At 70.5% G+C, this 18,661-nt stretch carries 16 protein-coding genes, 1 tRNA gene, 1 other RNA gene and 1 pseudogene; 13 read left to right on the top strand and 6 right to left on the bottom strand.

The genetic code is table 11. From position 1 onward, the window contains the following. Positions 1-60: 60 nt before the first annotated feature. Positions 61-1,158 (top strand): chitinase, encoded by a 1,098-nt coding sequence (locus tag ACWGJY_RS03790; protein ID WP_453259163.1) that lies wholly within the window; start codon positions 61-63, stop codon positions 1,156-1,158. 171 nt (positions 1,159-1,329) lie between these two features. On the opposite strand, the gene ACWGJY_RS03785 is transcribed toward ACWGJY_RS03790, so the two are convergent. From ACWGJY_RS03785 to ACWGJY_RS03775, 3 genes are read right to left on the bottom strand one after another with little or no spacing between them, the layout of a single operon-like run. Next, complete coding sequence (locus ACWGJY_RS03785) at positions 1,330-1,593, bottom strand: hypothetical protein (RefSeq protein WP_453259162.1); 264 nt, start codon at positions 1,591-1,593, stop codon at positions 1,330-1,332. Positions 1,594-1,596: 3 nt separating this feature from the next. Then, a complete protein-coding gene (locus ACWGJY_RS03780; RefSeq protein WP_453259161.1) occupies positions 1,597-2,733 on the bottom strand; it encodes a WXG100-like domain-containing protein in 1,137 nt (378 codons plus the stop codon). Position 2,734: 1 nt separating this feature from the next. After that, the gene (locus ACWGJY_RS03775) at positions 2,735-3,064 is read right to left on the bottom strand and encodes a type VII secretion target (RefSeq protein WP_453259160.1); all 330 of its coding nucleotides are present in this window, start codon (positions 3,062-3,064) and stop codon (positions 2,735-2,737) included. 573 nt (positions 3,065-3,637) lie between these two features. On the opposite strand from ACWGJY_RS03775, the gene ACWGJY_RS03770 reads away from it, so the two are divergent. Together ACWGJY_RS03770 and ACWGJY_RS03765 are read left to right on the top strand one after the other, a co-directional pair. Beyond that, positions 3,638-3,976 (top strand): SPASM domain-containing protein, encoded by a 339-nt coding sequence (locus ACWGJY_RS03770; RefSeq protein WP_453259159.1) that lies wholly within the window; start codon positions 3,638-3,640, stop codon positions 3,974-3,976. A gap of 186 nt (positions 3,977-4,162) precedes the next feature. Further along, positions 4,163-5,068, top strand: coding sequence for a SagB/ThcOx family dehydrogenase (locus tag ACWGJY_RS03765; protein WP_453259158.1), 906 nt, complete (start codon positions 4,163-4,165; stop codon positions 5,066-5,068). A gap of 636 nt (positions 5,069-5,704) precedes the next feature. On the opposite strand, the gene ACWGJY_RS03760 is transcribed toward ACWGJY_RS03765, so the two are convergent. Both ACWGJY_RS03760 and ACWGJY_RS03755 read right to left on the bottom strand, forming a co-directional pair. Further along, the gene (locus tag ACWGJY_RS03760; protein ID WP_030989748.1) at positions 5,705-6,385 is read right to left on the bottom strand and encodes a response regulator transcription factor; all 681 of its coding nucleotides are present in this window, start codon (positions 6,383-6,385) and stop codon (positions 5,705-5,707) included. Positions 6,386-6,467: 82 nt separating this feature from the next. Further along, entirely contained in the window at positions 6,468-7,709 is a 1,242-nt protein-coding gene (locus tag ACWGJY_RS03755; protein WP_453259157.1) for a sensor histidine kinase, read from the bottom strand. 140 nt (positions 7,710-7,849) lie between these two features. On the opposite strand from ACWGJY_RS03755, the gene ACWGJY_RS03750 reads away from it, so the two are divergent. The 3 genes and pseudogenes from ACWGJY_RS03750 to ACWGJY_RS03740 all read left to right on the top strand — a co-directional run. Further along, complete coding sequence (locus tag ACWGJY_RS03750; protein WP_453259156.1) at positions 7,850-9,061, top strand: serine hydrolase domain-containing protein; 1,212 nt, start codon at positions 7,850-7,852, stop codon at positions 9,059-9,061. A gap of 62 nt (positions 9,062-9,123) precedes the next feature. Next, positions 9,124-10,299: a serine hydrolase domain-containing protein gene (locus ACWGJY_RS03745; RefSeq protein WP_453259155.1), complete on the top strand. Its 1,176-nt coding sequence runs from the start codon at positions 9,124-9,126 to the stop codon at positions 10,297-10,299. A 233-nt stretch (positions 10,300-10,532) separates the two neighbouring features. After that, positions 10,533-10,771: pseudogene (locus ACWGJY_RS03740) on the top strand (site-specific integrase); the annotation flags it as partial. 63 nt (positions 10,772-10,834) lie between these two features. Here the strand turns inward: ACWGJY_RS03740 and ACWGJY_RS03735 are convergent. Further along, positions 10,835-10,922 (bottom strand) — tRNA-Ser (locus ACWGJY_RS03735). Between the two features lie 130 nt (positions 10,923-11,052). On the opposite strand from ACWGJY_RS03735, the gene ffs reads away from it, so the two are divergent. The 7 genes from ffs to ACWGJY_RS03700 all read left to right on the top strand — a co-directional run bounded on the left by ffs (position 11,053) and on the right by ACWGJY_RS03700 (position 18,551). After that, positions 11,053-11,151: signal recognition particle sRNA small type (gene ffs, locus ACWGJY_RS03730), an RNA gene on the top strand. Positions 11,152-11,196: 45 nt separating this feature from the next. Beyond that, positions 11,197-13,734, top strand: a complete 2,538-nt coding sequence (locus ACWGJY_RS03725) for a DNA polymerase III subunit gamma and tau (RefSeq protein WP_453259154.1) — start codon at positions 11,197-11,199, stop codon at positions 13,732-13,734. A gap of 332 nt (positions 13,735-14,066) precedes the next feature. Continuing rightward, complete coding sequence (locus tag ACWGJY_RS03720) at positions 14,067-14,417, top strand: YbaB/EbfC family nucleoid-associated protein (RefSeq protein WP_444474449.1); 351 nt, start codon at positions 14,067-14,069, stop codon at positions 14,415-14,417. Positions 14,418-14,468: 51 nt separating this feature from the next. Continuing rightward, complete coding sequence (gene recR, locus ACWGJY_RS03715; protein ID WP_362603699.1) at positions 14,469-15,068, top strand: recombination mediator RecR; 600 nt, start codon at positions 14,469-14,471, stop codon at positions 15,066-15,068. Beyond that, complete coding sequence (locus ACWGJY_RS03710; RefSeq protein WP_453259153.1) at positions 15,061-15,723, top strand: DUF5063 domain-containing protein; 663 nt, start codon at positions 15,061-15,063, stop codon at positions 15,721-15,723. The genes recR and ACWGJY_RS03710 overlap by 8 nt, the downstream gene beginning before the upstream one ends. A 366-nt stretch (positions 15,724-16,089) precedes the next feature. Further along, positions 16,090-17,361 (top strand): aspartate kinase, encoded by a 1,272-nt coding sequence (locus ACWGJY_RS03705; protein WP_030285545.1) that lies wholly within the window; start codon positions 16,090-16,092, stop codon positions 17,359-17,361. Beyond that, positions 17,358-18,551 carry an aspartate-semialdehyde dehydrogenase gene (locus tag ACWGJY_RS03700; protein WP_453259152.1) on the top strand — a complete coding sequence of 398 codons (1,194 nt, stop codon included), beginning with the start codon at positions 17,358-17,360 and terminating at the stop codon, positions 18,549-18,551. Before ACWGJY_RS03705 ends, ACWGJY_RS03700 begins: the two co-directional genes overlap by 4 nt. Positions 18,552-18,661: the final 110 nt, after the last annotated feature.

Raw genomic sequence — 18,661 nt, 5'->3', positions numbered from 1 at the left:
ACCACTGCCCGCCCCCACACACACCACTGCCCGCCCCCCACCCCTGGAGGCAGCCCCGCAATGACGAACCCCGCAGAAGTGCGCCTTTCCCGGAACAGCCGCAAGCTGCCGCCGGCCGCCATCGCGGCGGCCGCCGCGATGGCGGCCTCATTGCTCGCCGGCTGCTCGACCGGGGAACAGAAGGGGCCCGGGACTCCGGGCCCGGTGAGGACCTCGCAACCCAAGGGCGACGCCTCTTCCCCCGCCCCCTCTGCCGGCCCTTCTGCGGAATCACGCGCCTTCTCGCCGTACGTGGACACCTCGCTCACGCCCTCCTACGACCTCCTCAAAGGCGCCGAGGAGACCGGAGTGAAGGAGTACAACCTGGCCTTCGTCTCCCCGGGAGGCGGCTGCGTACCCAAGTGGGGCGGCAGGCAGGAGCTGGGCGACAACCCGGTGGCGCGGCAGGCGGACGCGCTGCGCGCCAAGGGTGGCGACGTGCGGATCTCCTTCGGCGGACAGAGCGGCAACGAACTGGCCAGGGTCTGTGGCTCGGTGGACAAACTGGTGAACGCGTACCGCAAGGTCATCGACGCCTACGACGCGACGAAGGTCGACTTCGACATCGAGGGCCCCGCCCTGACCGACACCAAGGCCAACGACCTCCGCGCCCGTGCGCTCGCCCGGCTCCAGCAGCAGCGCACCGGTCTGGACGTCTCCTTCACCCTCCCGGTGCTCCCTTCGGGCCTGAACCGGCACGCCGTCGCGGCGTTGGAGAGCGCCAGGAAAAACGGCGCCCGGATCTCCGCCGTGAACATCATGGCCATGGACTACGGCACCTACTACGACGGCGACATGGGCAGGTACGCCATCGCAGCCGCCACCGCCACCCACAAACAGGTCAAGGCGGCGCTGGGCATCCGGGACGAGGCCCGAGCCTGGAAGACCGTCGCGGTCACGCCGATGATCGGCGTGAACGACGTCAAGGGCGAGGTCTTCAGGCCCGACGACGCGGCCGAACTCAAGAAGTTCGCCGAGGACAAGGGGCTCGGCCGGCTCTCGATGTGGTCGGTCACCCGCGACAAGGCCTGCCCGCAAGGCGTGAACTCCAAGGCGATGGCGACCTGTTCCAGCACCGGAAAGGCAACGAACGAGTTCGCCAAAGCTTTCACCGGCTGAGCACGAACGGAAGGAAGCACCCCGCCAGAGCCCGGGGCGGACACAGCGGCGTCCGTCCCGGGCGGATCCACGAGCCACGCCATACCGCCGGGGCCGGCCGCGCTTCCGCTGCGCGGGGCGCCCGAGGGGGCCGCTTCGTCCGGGCCGGACACCCCCTGGCGATGCGCCACGTCACAGCAGCCGGAAGCCGAAGCCGAAACCAGCGACGGTGATGGCGAGGCCGACGAGGAGAATCACCGGCCCGATCACGTAGTTGGCCCAGTTCTTCTCGCCGTTGACACGCAAGAGGGCGATGGTCAGGGCGACACCGGCATAGACGATCGGGCACCCGAAGATCCCGAGGACCACCATGAAGAAGCCGGGCCAATCGGGGGGGACATTCGGGTTGCTGTGCGCGACCCCCGCCAGGATCACGCCGCCGGGCTCACCGGGCACAGGTCACTCGTCCCCCTTCTGGGCTTCCTTGGCCAGGTCTTGCATATCCGACTCGATTCCGGCGCCCCCTGCGTAGATCGTCGTGTTGAGGCCGGTGCCGAAGGCGCTCTTGTGCGCCGCGTCGGCGAACTTACCCCGATCACTGAGGTTCTCGCCGCCGAGGCTGCCGTGTTCCTCCATGTGCCGGAAGGCGCCGTCGCCGGCAGTGTTCCCGAGGGCACCGGTGACGGCGTTCGTCCCGGCGTCCCATGCGATGGTCTCGCCGTCCTTGTCGTTCCACACGTCCGCGGTAGCGCCGCCCGCGATGTTGCCGAGCGCACCATTGACGGCGTTGCCCGCCCGGCCTTCGCCTCTGAGCATCCTGCCGACAGCGCCTGGCAGGTGGGTGCCTGCTCCGCCCGCTGTGAACGCTGCCGTGCCCAAAGCTTCCTTGCTGGCGGTGTCGAAATCGACACCCACCGTCACCGGTTGCCCGGTGAGAGCCTGGTTGAGCATCTGGCTGCCCGAGTCGGCGACGAAGTTCGTGGCGAAGCTCTCCGCACCCTTCGTGAGGAACTTGGCGCTGAACCGGGCCACCGCAGAGAGCATCTTCTCCACTGTCGCCGCAGTTTCGGCGCTCACCCCGGCGAAGCGCTCCAGCAGGGCCGCCACCTTCTCGGCCGCCGAGGTGAACAGCTTGACCAGGTCCACGATCTTGGCGACCTTCGCGGCCACGGCCGTATTGGCGACGAGGTCGGAGAGGAAGCCGGTGAAGACGGACAGCGTGGCACCGAGCACCTCCATCTCGGCGATCTCGACGCAGATGTCGATGATCTCTTCGTTGATCTTGTCGATCTCGTCGGCGAATTCCCGCAACCCGCCTGCGACATGGTGGAAGTTGGTCGCGGCGTCGGTAATGGTCTTCTTCTGGTCCTGCCAGTGCTTCTCGAAGGCATCGCGGGCCGCACCGTGCCAGCCCTGCTTGTCGACACCGTCGACGGCGTAGTCGATGGCCCGTACGACCTTGCTCAATTCGGTGCCCATGGAGTCCCAACCACGGGCGATCGAGCGGAGCGTGTCGCCGTTGCCGCCGGGGAGATCCACGCCGAATGCCTCAAGGATCTCCAGGACCTTGCCGTCGATCCAGCTGTTGATGCTCACGTCACGCCTCCCGGCGCCGGGTCACGGACTGCAGGTGGCCGAGGGCGACCTGGTCCGCGTCCTTGTAGTGGGAGGCGTTGATCCGCAGCCGGTCAGCGTCGCTGGTGAGCACCTCGGGAAGGCGCCCCAGCGCCTTGATGGTGCTGCTCAGCAGCTTCTGGTACTTCTCCATCGCGCCGTCGCAGGCACCGAGGACGCCAAAGGCCTCTCCGACCTCCGACGATGTCGCCGCGAACGCATGGATCGGGGTGGCCAGTTCCTTCGCTTCCCGGTCGAATGTGCCCGCCAGATCCGTCAGCGCCGTGGGATCGACACCGAACTGCCCACTCATCCCGCTTCCCCCGTTCAGATACGTACAAGACTTCGAGTAGTACGTCGGGGAGCGGCCGCCAGAAAGGACCTTAACGAGTTCAGCACACAGGATTGGCGGGCGCTTTGCCTCCATGGGCCTATCCGACCTTGGGCATGGCCAAATCTGGACACGATCGTTGCGGAAAGCGGCCCCGGTCGGCGCGAGGGCCCGGGGCAAGGCGATGGCAGACGACAGCGGATGGCATTTCCCTTCCACGTTGTGCCCGATGAGGCACCGGCGGAGGATACGAGAGGGGACTCGTGAGGGGTTGCCCCCAACACGCGCCACCGAGTTGACTCTGGCCAGGTCCACCACTCGGGTGGCCTTGCACCGAGAAACCAAGGAGGCTGGCCATGCACACCGAGATCACTGCAGACCGGACCAACAGCCAGGACCAGGACACCTTCCTGATCGAGGTCATCGACATCGACGACGAGTTCCTCCTGCAGCTGAACAAGAACAACCCCTGCTGACCAACCGTCATCAGCACTGCGGCGCGGGGCTGGTACCGGCCCCGAGCCGCCCTGATGCGCAGATCTGGCGGGAGCCCCGGTGACAGTCGAAGCATTCGTGCCGTCGCCCTGGGAGCACGAGGAGCACGCGACGCTCATCCCGTTCACGTCCCTCGCAAAGAGTGCACTCCGGCCGGCCGGGCAGTTCCACGACTGGGCGCAGCGCGTGGGTGACGGGGCCGTGCAGTGCTCCAAGTGCTGGCTGCTGCCGGTCTGCGGCGGTCACTGCCCGAAGCGCTGGAGCGACGGGGAGATCGCCTGCCCCTCCATGAAGGCCAATCTGCCCCAGCGGCTCTCCCTGGGCGCCCGCAGGATGGGGCTGCAACCCACCGGCCGGAGCGTCGGGTTTTCGATCCCTCAGTCGACAATGGAGCTCTGAATGCTGGTTCGCGCGGTAAACCCGCTGTTCATCCAACCCGATGCCACCGGGATCCAGGTATCGAGCCCGCTGGTGCCCGCCCGGCTCCGGGTAGGGCCCGAAACCGCCGAGCTCCTGATCAGTGCGCGGACCCCGCTGTCTGTCCCCGAGGCTGAGTCCGGCACCACGTCCTCCCTACGGGCAGCGGTGGAGCAGCTGCTCGCGCTGGGCTTTCTGGTCAAGGCGGACGACGAACCCGTTCCGGCGGCCCCGAGCCCGTGGGATGCCTGGGGGCCCGTCGCTTGGTGGTTCCACCAGCGCACCAGGAACGTGGCCTTCCTCCCGGAGGAGGAGGTCAGGGACTTCCGGAGCGAGTTGCACACCCGGCCCCGGCCGAGCGGTTACGCACACCCCGGCCCGGAGACTCCGGTGCTCCTGCTTCCCCGGGTTCGCCAGCCGATGACCATGTCTTTCCAGGACGTGCTGGAACAACGGCGCACCCATCGCACCTTCACGGATCAGCCGGTGTCGCTCGACGCCCTCGCGACATTGCTCCACTACTCCTTCGCCCCGCTCCGGTTCTCCGACTGCGGCGATCTGGGCGTCACCCAGTTGCGGGCCGCGGCCACGGGCGGCGCTCGGCACGAGACTGACGCCTACGTGGCCGTCTTCGACGTCCAGGACGTCTCACCCGGCCTCTACCGGTATGACGCGATCCGCCACGGCCTCCTCCCCGTCGATGCCCGAGTCGACCGGGAATCCTGGGAAGGGCTGACGTCGCGGCAGGGATTTTTCACCACAGGCAGCTTTGCCCTGATCACCGTCGCAGTGGCTGAGCGGATGTCCTGGAAGTACCGGCATGCACGGGCCTATCGTTTCCTCATGCAGGATGTCGGCCACGTGGCACAGGTGGTGTCCATGACGGCTACCGCACTGGGTCTGGGTGCTGCTATCACCGGCGCCTTCCAGGACGACTTGGTCGATCAGGCGCTCGGGCTCGACCCAGGCTCAGAGTTCGCCACCTTTGTTATGGTCTGCGGCACTCCTCGGACCAGGGCCGACGGCATGCCGCTCGACTCCGATTTCCCCACTGAGCCCTGGCCGCTGAGTTGAACGCACCGACTGCTCCGCGACACCTGGCGTTCCTCGCCGACGACAGCCGGGTTCTGGAGGACGAACTCGCCCTGATGCGCGGTGTCATGGCCTGCTCGCCGATCCGGACGCCGCCCCCGTGGACCTCCCACGGGCAGCCAACCTCCTGGCACTCGCGCTCTTCCGGCTCGGGGGGTCGGTGAGGCCCGTCAGCTCTGCCGCGTCGAGCTCGCGTTCACCCTCCTGCAGCGCGCGTCGGCCGGGCGCTGCGACGCCCCTTGGTGGGCGCTGGAGGTCCAGATCAACCTCCTGCACATCGACAGCGCGCACGGGGACGTGACAGAAACGCCGGCCGCCCTCGCCCGCCTGGAGGAGGTCGCCGCGGGGCCTCACTCTGCTGAGGTCTGCTGAGGAGACCGGCCGCAGGCCCGGTGATCGCGCCATGCTTCGCAGCATTGACGCCCTGCCGGCAGAGCATGGCCGGTCCGGGGTGGCCGGGCTCCCACACCACGAGACGACGAAGGCCCGGACAGGTTTCCCGGTCGGGGCCTTCGTTCAGCCCGGTGAGGCCGGGCGGAGGATACGAGTAGCTGTGGAGTTACGTCGCGGCCGGTACTGAGCAGCCTGCGGGCGACCGCGCAGAGGGGCGGAAGCCGGTCAGCCGGCGAAGCCCGGGACCACCAGGCCGGACTCGTACGCGATCACCACCGCATGGGTCCGGTTCTGCGCGCCGAGCTTGGTCAGCACGTTTCCGACGTGGGTCTTGACCGTCTCCAGGCTCACCGTGAGGGACTCCGCGATCTCCGGATTGGAGAGCCCGGTGGCCATCAGGCGCAGCACCTCCTCCTCCCGGCCGGTCAGGGCGGCGTGCGGCAGGGCCTCGGCGGAGCCCAGTGGGCGGGCGGCGACCATGCGGCCCAGTGCGGCCGGGAAGAGGACCGCTTCGCCCGCCGCCACCACCCGGACCGCCTCAGCGATCTGACGGACCGGGAGGCGCTTGAGGACGAAGCCGCTGGCGCCCGCGCTGAGGGCGGCGGTGACGTAGCCGTCGTTCTCGAAGGTGGTGATCACCACGACCTTCGGCGGGTCGGCCGCTTCGGCCAGCAGTTGGCGGGTGGCCTCGATCCCGTTGCGACGCGGCATCCGTACGTCCATCAGGACCACGTCCGGCCGCAGGCTCTGCGCCCGTTCGACCGCCTCGACGCCGTCGGCGGCCTCGCCGACCACCGTGATGCCCGGCTGTGCGGCGAGCAGCATGCGCAGGCCGCTGCGGGTCACCTCCTCGTCGTCCGCGATCAGGAGGGTGACGGCGGGGCTGGTGACGGGGGGAAGGGGCATGCCTTTGCCCGCGTCGGATCCGCTCACGCCGACACCCGTACCGGCAGCCGGAGGGGCATGCCTTTGCCCGCGTCGGATCCGCTCACGCCGACACCCGTACCGGCAGCCGGACGGCCAGCCGCCAGTGCTGCGTCCCCTCCGGGCCGGCCTGGAACTCACCGTGCAGCAGCCGGACGCGCTCGGCCAGTCCGGGCAGACCGTGGCCGGAGGTCGGGAAGACCCCCGGGCCCGGGTCCGTCCGTACCCCGGTCCGGTTGACCACCGTGAGATCCAGTCCGCCCGGCCCGGCCGCCACCCGGGCCACGATCGGGCCGCCCGCTCCGTGGCGCAGCGCGTTCGTCAGCCCCTCCTGGAGGATCCGGTACGCCGCCCGGGAGAGCGTCCCCTGCACCTGCGCCAGGTCGCCCGACAGTTCCGGTTCCACCACCGCGCCCGCGTGCCGCAGGCGGTCCAGCAGCTCGGGGAGGTCGGCCAGGGTCCGGGTCGGCGCCGTCCCCGACTGTTCCTCGCGCAGCACTCCGAGCACGTAGTCCAGGTCCTCCAGCGCGGCCCGCGTCGACTCCTCGATGCTGCGCATGGCGGCCCGCGCCGTCGCCGGGTCGGCGGAGAGCGCCTCGCCCGCCACCGCCGCCTGGATGGTGGCCGCCGTCAGCGTGTGCCCGATCGAGTCGTGCAACTCGTGGGCAATCCGGTTGCGTTCGGCCAGCAGCTGTTCCCGCTCGGCGGCCAGCGCGAGCCGTTCGGCCGCCGACGGCCCCAGCAGCCGTGGCGCCGCCCACCGCAGGGCCTTCGTCACCAGTACGCAGATGGCTACCGCCAGCAGGATGCACACGGCCGCCACCACCCAGCTCCAGCCGCCCGACACCCGGACCGACGTGCCGAACAGACTCGCCCGCGCCTCGGCGCCGAGCCAGTTCCCCGGCAGGGAGAGGCCCATGATGAACAGCACCCCGCTCGCCAGCGCCCCCGTCCAACCGACGGCCACGTGCAGCACCAGCCAGAGCGGGGTCCGCCAGCGGTCGAGGCCGAGTGAACCGGAGGGCCGGCGACCGGCCACCGGATTCGGCAGCGGCACCCGCAGCAGCCGGCGGGCCGACACGACCAGCGCCCGTCGTACGGGGCGCGCCAGGCCGACCACGCCGACCAGTACCGCCCAGACCAGCAGGACCAGGACGATCTGCACGCTCTCCGAAGCGGATCGCCACGACAGCGCCGGCAACAGGGCGAAAGGCAGCAGCGGAAGGCTCGCCAGCGCGCCGCAATAGGCGAACAGCACACCCGCATACGTGGAGCCGCGCAGCAGCGGCCGAATTCCCCTGATCATGGGCGCCAGTATCGCCGGGCAGCCCCCCGGCAGCCTCCCCCGATCGGGGGAGCGATTTCTCCCGCCTTCCCGCGATGCGGTCAGCGGGCCCTGGAAACCAGGATCGTGCCTCGACGAAACGATTCCCCAGGAGTTGACTTATGTGTGCTCAGACCCGGCAGGGCCTTCGTTCCTCGACCCGGCAGCAGGGCGGCAGACGGCGACGAGCCGTGTCGGCCGCGGTCGCGGTCGCGGTGGCCATCGGCGTCATGACGCTGGGCGCCCTCGCCCCGCCCGCCGCCTCCGCCTCCGCCTCGGATTCTGCCGCCTCCGCTGCTGCCGCCGCCAGGCCGGACGCCGTCCAGCAGGCCCTGAACACGCTGGTGCGCGACGACGGGATGCCCGCCGCGCTGGCGAGCGTCCAGGGCCGTGACGGCCGCATCCGCACCTACACCGCAGGAGTGGGCGACCTGACCACCGGCTCGAAGGTGCCCAGGGACGGCCAGGTACGGATCGGCAGCAACACCAAGGCGTTCACGGCGGTCGTGGTCCTGCAACTGGTCGGCGAAGGGAAGATCGGCCTCGACGCCACCGTCGACACCTACCTGCCCGGCCTCGTCCGCGGAAAGGGGATCGACGGGCGCCGCATCACCGTCCGCCAGCTCCTCCAGCACACCAGCGGACTCCCCGAGTACGGCATCCACGTCGACGACGACGAGATCAGGAACCGGTACTTCGAGCCCCGCGAGCTGCTCGACATCGCCCTCCGGTACAAGGCCGACGCGGCTCCGGGGACGACCTGGGGGTACAGCAACACCAACTACGTCCTGGCCGGCCTGATCGTCCAGAAGGTCACCGGCCGCCCCCTCGCCGAGGAGATCGACCGGCGCATCATCAAGCGCATCGGGCTGCGCCACACCTACTTCCCCACCCCCGGCGAGATGACCATCCGAGAGCCGCACCCCCACGGTTACCACCGCAACCCGGCGAACACACCGCTGCGCGACTTCACGGAGATGGACCCCTCCGCAGGCTGGGCCGCAGGCCAGTTGATCTCCACCAACTCCGACCTCAACCGCTTCTTCACCGCGCTCCTCGCCGGCCGCCTCCTCCCGGCGGCCCAGCTCGCCGAGATGCGCACGACCGTCCCCGCCGGGACCTCCGGCCTCCGCTACGGGCTGGGGCTCACGAGCAGGCCGCTGTCGTGCGGCGGCGTCTACTGGGGCCACGGCGGCGACATCGCGGGGTACGAGACCCGGGGCGGTGTCACCGATGACGGCCGCGCCGCCAACGTCGCGGTCACCAGCGTCCCGACGGACAAGGCAGCCACGCAGCACGTGAAGGACGCCGTGGACAGGGCCCTGTGCGGCTGAATCACGCACCCGGCAACCCGGCAACCCGAACAACGGTCCAACGATTCCTCAGGAGTTGACTCATGCGTGGACAGACACGGCAAGGGCTTCGCCCGCCGGGCCGGCAGCAGGGCACGCGGCGACGGGCCCTGCCCGCCGCGGTCGCGGTGGCCATCGGCGTCATGACACTGGGCGCCCTCGCCCCGCCCGCCGCCTCCGCTGCTGCCGCCGCCAGGCCGGACGCCGTCCAGCAGAGCCTGAACGCGCTGGTGCGCGACGACGGGATGCCCGCCGCGCTGGCGAGCGTCCAGGGCCGTGACGGCCGCATCCGCACCTACACCGCAGGAGTGGGCGACCTGACCACCGGCTCGAAGGTGCCCAGGGACGGCCAGGTACGGATCGGCAGCAACACCAAGACCTTCGTCGCGGTCGTCGTCCTCCAACTCGTCGCGGAGCGGAGGGTGGCCCTGGACGCCTCCGTCGACACCTACCTGCCCGGCCTCGTTCGCGGAAAGGGGATCGACGGGCGCCGCGTCACCGTCCGCCAGCTCCTCCAGCAGACCAGCGGACTCCCCAACTACAGCAACCACCTCGGGGACGACGTCCGGTACTACACCCCCCGCGAACTGCTCGCCACAGCCCTCCAGCACCCGGCCGACTTCGCCCCCGGGACGAGTTGGAAGTACAGCAACACCAACTACGTGCTCGCCGGCCTGCTCGTCCAGAAGGTCACCGGCCGCCCCCTCGCCGAGGAGATCGACCGGCGCGTCGTCCGACGCGCCGGGCTGCGCCACACCTACTTCCCCGCCCCCGGTGACGCGAGCATTCGGGAGCCCCACCCCCACGGCTACTACCGGGAATCGGCGGACGTGCCGCTGCGCGACATCACGGAGATCGACCCCTCCTGGGGCTGGGCGGCAGGCCAGATGGTCTCCACCGGCTCCGACCTCAACCGTTTCTTCAGCGCACTCCTGGCCGGCCGCCTCCTGCCCTCGGCCCAGCTCGCCCAGATGCGCTCCACCGTCCCCGCCGAAGCGACCTTCGGCCCCGGCGCCCGCTACGGACTTGGACTCGTCAGCAGGCCGCTGCCGTGCGGCGGCCTCTCCTGGGGCCACGGCGGCAGCTTCCCGGGGTACGAGACCCGGGGCGGCGCCACCGACGACGGCCGCGCCACCAACGTCGCGGTCACCATGCAGCTCACCGACGAGGCGGGCCGGAGGAATCTCGAACGCGCCGTGGACACCGCCCTGTGCCGCTGAACCCCGCCGAGGGCGTTCCGTGAAGCAAAACGACCGATGGGCCCGACATGGGGTCGGGCCCATCGGTCTCATGTGTGCGCACAGCCGCCACATCGTCACCGCCCACGACGTCGGCCCGGCCGATCTGGAGGGCCGCCTGGTCGCCCACCTCGTGAGGGAACTCCTTGATCGCTGGAGCCTGGATCACCTGATCAGCGATGGCCTACCGGACCTCGGTCGTCGCCCGCCACCTGGAGGCCCGACTGCACGACGTCCGGCACAGGGCCGGAACGGTGCTCATGGTGCTGGGCGTCCCGGACCGGGTGATCGACCAGATCATGGGCTGGGAACCGGGCGGGGCCGCACGGATGCGGCGCGGTATCTCCATGTCCCCGACCACCTGTTGAAGGAAGTGGCCCGGAAGATCGGCGCGGCGATCTGGGGAACCCCGGGAACAGCCCTTGTGGACAAAGACCAGGACAACGAGGGCTGAGAAGCGTCGAAGGGCCCCACCGCAAGCGGTGAGGCCCTTCGACGTATTGCCCGGTGAGAGCAATGGCGGAGGATACGAGATTCGAACTCGTGAGGGGTTGCCCCCAACACGCTTTCCAAGCGTGCGCCCTAGGCCACTAGGCGAATCCTCCGCCGCAAACAATACAAGACGTTGGGGAGTGCTCGCGAACATGATCCGGAGGCGGGGGCCGGCGAGGGGGTGGAGTGGGCCGGGGCGGGGGTCCGGGTCGTTTCTTGGGCGGGGGATCCGCTACTGTGGTGCGCAGCCCCTCACGTGGCGCTATCTGACTGAACTCCCCCAGGGCCGGAAGGCAGCAAGGGTAGGTCGGCTCTGGCGGGTGCGTGGGGGGCGCTTGCGTTTGCGGGGCCGGTCGGTTGTCAGTGCGGCCCGATATCGTCGTATGCGTGTCGTCCCTTGCGCTGTACCGCCGCTACCGGCCCGAGACCTTCGCCGAGGTCATCGGGCAAGAGCACGTGACCGATCCGCTGCAGCAGGCGTTGCGGAACAATCGGGTCAATCACGCCTATTTGTTCAGTGGGCCGCGTGGCTGTGGCAAGACGACCAGCGCGCGCATCCTGGCGCGCTGCCTCAACTGTGAGGAAGGTCCCACTCCCACGCCCTGCGGGAAGTGCCAGTCCTGTGTGGACCTGGCCAGGAACGGCCGGGGCTCGATCGACGTGATCGAGATCGACGCGGCGTCGCACGGTGGCGTGGACGACGCCCGTGAGCTGCGGGAGAAGGCGTTCTTCGGGCCGGCCGGCAGCCGCTACAAGATCTACATCATCGACGAGGCGCACATGGTGACCTCCGCGGGCTTCAACGCCCTGCTGAAGGTCGTCGAGGAGCCGCCGGAGCATCTGAAGTTCATCTTCGCGACGACCGAGCCCGAGAAGGTCATCGGGACGATCCGGTCGCGTACGCATCACTACCCGTTCCGGCTGGTGCCGCCGGGCACCCTGCGGGAGTACCTGGCCGAGGTGTGCGGGCGGGAGGAGAGCCCGGTCGAGGACGGGGTGCTGCCGCTGGTGGTGCGCGCCGGAGCCGGCTCGGTGCGTGACTCGATGTCCGTGATGGACCAGCTGCTCGCCGGCGCCGGTACGGACGGTGTGACGTATGCCATGGCGACGGCGCTGCTGGGATACACCGACGGGTCCTTGCTGGACTCGATCGTGGAGGCGTTCGCCGCGGGGGACGGCGCGGCGGCCTTCGAGGTCGTGGACCGGGTCATCGAGGGCGGTAACGACCCGCGGCGCTTCGTTGCGGACCTGCTGGAGCGGCTGCGGGATCTGGTGATCCTGGCGGCCGTGCCGGACGCGGGGGAGAAGGGGCTGATCGACGCCCCCGCGGATGTGGTGGAGCGGATGACGGCGCAGGCGTCCGTCTTCGGGGCGGCCGAGCTGAGCCGGGCCGCCGATCTGGTCAATGCGGGCCTGACGGAGATGCGCGGGGCGACCTCGCCGCGGCTGCAGCTGGAGCTGATCTGTGCGCGGGTGCTGCTGCCCGCGGCGTACGACGACGAGCGGTCGGTGCAGGCGCGGCTCGACCGCCTGGAGCGTGGCGCGGGGGCGGCGCTGCTGGGCGGGGCCGGTGGCATGAGCGGCGGTGCGGGTCCCGGGGGAGAGCCCGGGACGGGGCCGTCGCCCGTGGTGGCGTCCGGTGGCGGGCCCGCGGCCGGATATGTACCGGGGCCGGAGGCGCATCCGGCGGGACCGTCCGGGCCGGCCGCCGCGCGTGCCGCGGTGCGGGGCGCGGCGGGTGGCGGTGCGGGTGGCGGCGCAGGGGCTCCGGCCGGCTCGGCTCCGGCCGCCCCGGCGGCTCCTGGCCCGGCCGCGCCGGCGGCCGGTGCGGAGGCGTCCGGCGGGCCGGTGGCCGGGCCCGGCGGGGAGCCGCAGCGGGGCGACGGCAGTAGCGCGGGGGCTCCGCAGGGCGGCCCCGTGCAGGCTCCGCAGGGCGGCCCGGCGCAGGGCGGTGGCCAGGAGGCCGCGGCTCCGCGGCCCGGAGCCTGGCCCGGGAGTGCGGTCAAGGGCAACGCCGGCGGCGGAGACAACGCGGGCGGCAGCGGCCCCGGCGCCGGGCGGCAGCCCGGCGGCTGGCCCACGGCCGTGGCGCCGGGACAAGGTGGACAGGCACCGCAGGGCGGTGCGCCCGCCGCGCCGCCCGAGCCGGCGGCCGGACCGCCCGCGCCCGTGTCCCGGCAGCCGCAGCCCGGGGCGGCCCCGGGGGCGGCGCAGGGTGCCGCCCAGGTGCGGCAGATGTGGCCGGACATCCTGGATGCGGTGAAGGCCCGCCGCCGCTTCACCTGGATCCTGCTCAGCCAGAACGCCCAGGTCTCCGGCTTCGACGGCACGACACTGCAGATCGGCTTCCCCAATGCCGGTGCCCGCGACAGCTTCGCCAACGGCGGAAGCGAGGACGTCCTCAAGGACGTGCTGGCCGAGCGGTTCCAGGTGCAGTGGCGGGTCGAGGCGATCGTCGACCCGTCGGGCGGCGCCAATCCGCCGGCCGGCGGCGCTCCCCGTAGTGGCGGGGGCGGTTTCGGCGGCGGCAGCGGGGGTGGCTTCGGTGGCGGAGCGCCCGGCGCCCCGCAGCAGGGCGGGCCGCAGTCCCCGCCCCAGCAGGGCGCCCCGCCGGCGTCACCGTCGTCCGGGGGCCAGTACGGGCCGGGCGGTGGCGCATCCGGTGGTGGCAGCGGCAGCGCCGGCGGCAGCCAGGGGGCTCGGATGGCGCGGGAGGCCGTCTCGCCGTCGGCCTCCGCGGGCGGCGGCCAGGGCGGTGCCGCGGCGGAGGCCTCGTACCCGCCGCCGGAGCCCCCGCCGATGTCCATCGAGTACGACATGCCGGCCGAGGACGACCCCGATCTCGTCGACTCCGCGCTCAGCGGCCACGACCTGATCGTGCGCGAACTCGGTGCGACGGTGGTGGAAGAGTTCAACAACGAGTAGCTGACACCTCGGCAGCGTGTAGCTGACTCTCGGCACGGCGCGGCCGGCACTTCGGCACCGCGCGGCCGGCACCTCGGCACCGCGCAGGCACCGTCAAGGCTGCTGCGTGGGCTGCCATACCGGGCGCCTGACCGGAGAGCGGTACAAGGGCCGCGGTGCGGGGACAGCGGTGCAGAGGGGGGCCGAAGGGGGGCGGAAAGCCGGTGGGCCGGTAAGCGGGCGTACACCAGGCGTACACCCGTGCTCCTCCCTACGGCGTAGGGCGCCGGGCCGGTGAAACACGTAGGCTCGGGCTACCGCACCAATCGTTGTCGTATGGCAGGAGTCACGTCGTGATCCCCGGTGGTCAGCCCAATATGCAGCAGCTGCTTCAGCAGGCCCAGAAGATGCAGCAGGACCTTGCGGCCGCCCAGCAGGAACTGGCGGAGACACCCGTCGAGGGTTCCGCCGGCGGTGGTCTGGTCAAGGCGACGGTGACCGGCTCCGGTGAGCTCCAGAGTCTGGTCATCGACCCCAAGGCGGTGGACGCCGACTCCGCGGAGGAGACGGCCGAGACCATCGCCGACCTCGTGCTGGCGGCGGTCCGGGACGCCAACGCCAGTGCCCAGCAGCTCCAGCAGCAGAAGCTCGGTCCGCTCGCCCAGGGTCTGGGCGGTGGCGGAATCCCCGGTCTCCCCTTCTGAGGAGTAGCCAACTAGCGTACGCAGCACGGCAGAAGAGAAAGAAGACGTTCCGTGTATGAAGGCGTGGTCCAGGACCTGATCGACGAGCTGGGCAGGCTGCCCGGCGTCGGTCCCAAGAGCGCGCAGCGGATCGCCTTCCACATTCTTCAGGCCGAGCCGACCGATGTCCGCCGGCTCGCGAACGCGCTGATGGAGGTCAAAGCGAAGGTCCGGTTCTGCGGCACCTGCGGCAATGTGGCGCAGGAGGAGCAGTGCCGGGTCTGCCTGGACCCGAGGCGTGATCGGGCGGTCATCTGCGTCGTGGAGGAGCCCAAGGACGTCGTGGCGATCGAGCGGACGCGCGAGTTCCGCGGTCGCTACCACGTCCTCGGTGGGGCGATCAGCCCGATCGAGGGCGTGGGCCCCGACGACCTGCGGATCAGGGAACTGCTGGCCAGGCTCGCGGACGGCACCGTCACCGAGCTGATCTTGGCCACCGACCCGAATCTGGAGGGCGAGGCCACGGCCACGTATCTGGCCCGCATGATCAAACCCATGGGCCTGAGAGTGACGCGGCTGGCGAGCGGACTGCCGGTCGGCGGTGATCTGGAGTACGCGGACGAGGTCACGCTCGGGCGGGCCTTCGAAGGGAGGAGACTTCTCGATGTCTGATGCCACGCTGCACAACGCGACACAGGACCCGGACGACTTCGCCGTATCGATCTCCGACTCGATCGAGAGTTTCATCGTCGCGGTGACGGAGGTCGCCAAGGGCGATGAGCCGGACAGCGCGGTCCCCTTCCTGCTGCTGGAGATCTCCCAGCTGCTGCTCACCGGCGGCCGTCTGGGCGCCCACGAGGACTTCGTCCCCGACGAGCGGTACGAGCCGGACACCGGCCCGGAGCCGGACGTCGACGAGCTGCGCGAGCGCTTTGCGGTCCTGCTCGACCCGGTGGACATCTATTCCGAGGTCTTCGACCCGTATGTGCCGCGCAGCGAGCCGGTCGCCAGCCGGATCTCCGACGACCTGGCCGACATCATCACCGATCTGCGGCACGGCCTGGCGCACTATCGCGCGGGCCGGGTCAGCGAGGCCCTGTGGTGGTGGCAGTTCTCCTACCTGTCCAACTGGGGCCCGACCGCCTCGGCCGCCCTGCGCGCGCTGCAGTCGCTGGTCGCCCACGTACGCCTCGACCAGCCACTGGTCGAGCTGGACGGCCTGGACACCGACAGCGACGTCACCGCCGACGAGGAACGGCTCGCCGAGGAAGCCGGCCGGGTCATGGCGGCGGAGATCGCGGGGCCGCTGGGGCTGCGGGGGAGCTGAGGCCGGGGGCGGCCGCCGGGGGCGCACGAGGCGCCTGACGCCGGTCCTCCCGTGATGCCTCGCGCCGTGGCCGGACCCTGTGAGCTGGGTTACGTTTTCGTGTGTACCGGGCTGGAGCGGGCATGTGCTCGCCGGGCAGGCGCAACGGTGCGCCGTGTGGATACCGCCGCGGGACGCGGAACTCACGAGGTCAGGTGGCCATGGGTGATCAAGCCGATCACGGTGGTCAAACAGTGAGTCACGCGTCTCACGATGCGGTATCAGCAGGGCGGACTCCGCTCGCTCGTTAGACTGAGCCGACCGCAGTACCCCCATTTCCGGGGGTCCGGGAGGAAACTCCCGATGAGACAGTTGCGAGGAGCGCACGTGGGCCTTGTCGTGCAGAAGTACGGCGGCTCATCCGTTGCGGATGCCGAGGGCATCAAGCGCGTTGCCAAGCGAGTCGTCGAAGCCAAGAAGAACGGCAACCAGGTTGTCGTGGTGGTTTCGGCGATGGGCGACACGACGGACGAGCTGATCGATCTCGCGCAGGAAGTGTCCCCGATTCCGTCGGGGCGCGAGTTCGACATGCTGCTGACCGCCGGAGAGCGGATCTCCATGGCCCTGCTGGCGATGGCGATCAAAAACCTCGGCCATGAGGCGCAGTCCTTCACGGGCAGCCAGGCCGGCGTCATCACCGATTCCGTGCACAACAAGGCACGGATCATCGACGTCACGCCGGGCCGCATCAAGACCTCCGTCGACGAGGGCAATATCGCCATCGTCGCCGGGTTCCAGGGTGTGTCCCAGGACAAGAAGGACATCACGACGCTGGGGCGCGGTGGGTCGGACACCACCGCCGTCGCGCTGGCGGCTGCCCTGAACGCCGATGTCTGTGAGATCTACACCGATGTGGACGGTGTCTTCACCGCCGACCCCCGGGTCGTGAAGAAGGCCCGGAAGATCGACTGGATCTCCTTCGAGGACATGCTGGAGCTGGCCAGCTCCGGATCCAAGGTGCTGCTGCACCGCTGCGTCGAGTACGCACGCCGTTACAACATCCCGATCCACGTCCGCTCCTCGTTCTCGGGGCTGAAGGGCACGTGGGTCAGCAACGAACCGCAAGGGGACCAGCCGATGGAGCAGGCAATCATCTCGGGCGTCGCACATGACACCTCCGAGGCGAAGGTCACGGTCGTCGGAGTCCCGGACAAGCCGGGCGAGGCCGCGCGCATCTTCCGTGCGATCGCGGACTCCGAGGTCAACATCGACATGGTCGTGCAGAACGTGTCGGCCGCATCGACCGGGCTGACCGACATCTCCTTCACGCTGCCCAAGGCCGAGGGCCGCAAGGCCGTCGCGGCCCTGGAGAAGACCCGTGCGGCGGTCGGCTTCGACTCGCTGCGCTACGACGACCAGATCGCCAAGATCTCGCTGGTCGGCGCGGGCATGAAGACCAACCCGGGCGTCACGGCGACGTTCTTCGAGGCGCTGTCGAACGCGGGCGTGAACATCGAGCTCATCTCGACCTCCGAGATCCGCATCTCGGTCGTCACCCGTGCCGATGACGTCAACGAGGCCGTGCGCGCCGTGCACACCGCCTTCGGTCTCGACACGGACAGTGACGAGGCCGTGGTCTATGGCGGCACCGGGCGATGATTCCGGCCGAGGCGGGCCGTCCGTCCCTCGCTGACACGGCGTGGGCACAGGCCCGTACGGCCGCCAAGCCGCATCTCGCCGTCGTCGGTGCCACCGGCACCGTCGGCTCGGTCCTGCTCGGCATCCTGTCCGAGCGGGCCGACATCTGGGGCGAGATCCGGCTGATCGCCGCTCCCCCGAGCTCTCAGCCGCTCCCCCCTGTTCCCGACTCCGCTCGAACAGGGGGGATCGCCATGGGCAGGGGGGACGCCCCGCCTTCGGTCGGCCGCAAGCTGACGGTGCGGGGCGCGGAGGTCGAGGTCGTCGCGCTGAGCGAGGAGGCCTTCGACGGTATCGACGTCGCGATGTTCGACGTCCCCGACGAGGTCTCCGCGCAGTGGGCGCCGGTCGCGGTGTCCAAGGGCGCGGTGGTCGTGGACAACTCCGGCACGTTCCGGATGGACCCGGACGTGCCGCTCGTCGTACCCGAGGTCAATGCGCACACGGCACGGGTGCGGCCGCGCGGCATCATCGCCGGCCCGAACTGCACGACGCTCTCGATGATCGTCGCGCTGGGTGCGCTGCATGCCGAGTACGGGCTGAGCGAGCTGATCGTCTCCTCGTACCAAGCCGTGTCCGGCACGGGGAAGGCCGGCATCGACACGTTGCGGGCGCAGCTGTCCGCGGTGTCCGGGACGGAGCTGGGGACCGGGCCCGGCGATGTGCGACGGGCCGTGGGGGACACGCTGGGGCCGTTCCCGGCGCCGATCGCCCTCAATGTCGTGCCCTGGGCCGGCTCGCTCCAGGAGGGCGGCTGGTCCTCCGAGGAGCTCAACATCCGTAACGAGTCCCGCAAGGTCCTGGGGCTGCCGGACCTGCCGGTCACCGCGACCTGTGTGCGGGTGCCGGTGATCACCACGCACTCGCTGACCGTGCACGCCCGGTTCGAGAACGAGGTCTCGGTCGCCGGTGCGCACGAGATCCTGGCCGCGGCCCCCGGGGTTGTCCTCAGCGACGACCCGGCCGAGGACGAGTACCCCACCCCCGCCGATGTCGTCGGTACCGATCCGACCTGGGTCGGCCGGGTGCGGCGCTCGCTGGACGATCCGCGGGCGCTGGAGCTGTTCGTCTGCGGGGACAATCTGCGCAAGGGGGCGGCCCTGAACATGGCGCAGGTGGGCGAGCTGGTGGCGGGGGATCTTCGGGGGTAGGGCCGGGGTGCCGTAGGGGTTTGGCGGGGGCCGGTGGTGCCGGTGGTGCCGGTGCGGGTTCCATCGGGGGGCCGTAGGGGGTCCGGTCCGTTCTGTTCCGGTGCGGGGCC

This window comes from Streptomyces sp. NPDC054765 (assembly GCF_053612065.1).
The sequence above is the reverse complement of the archived record's forward strand: the minus strand, read 5'-3'. Positions and strand labels throughout refer to the sequence as shown.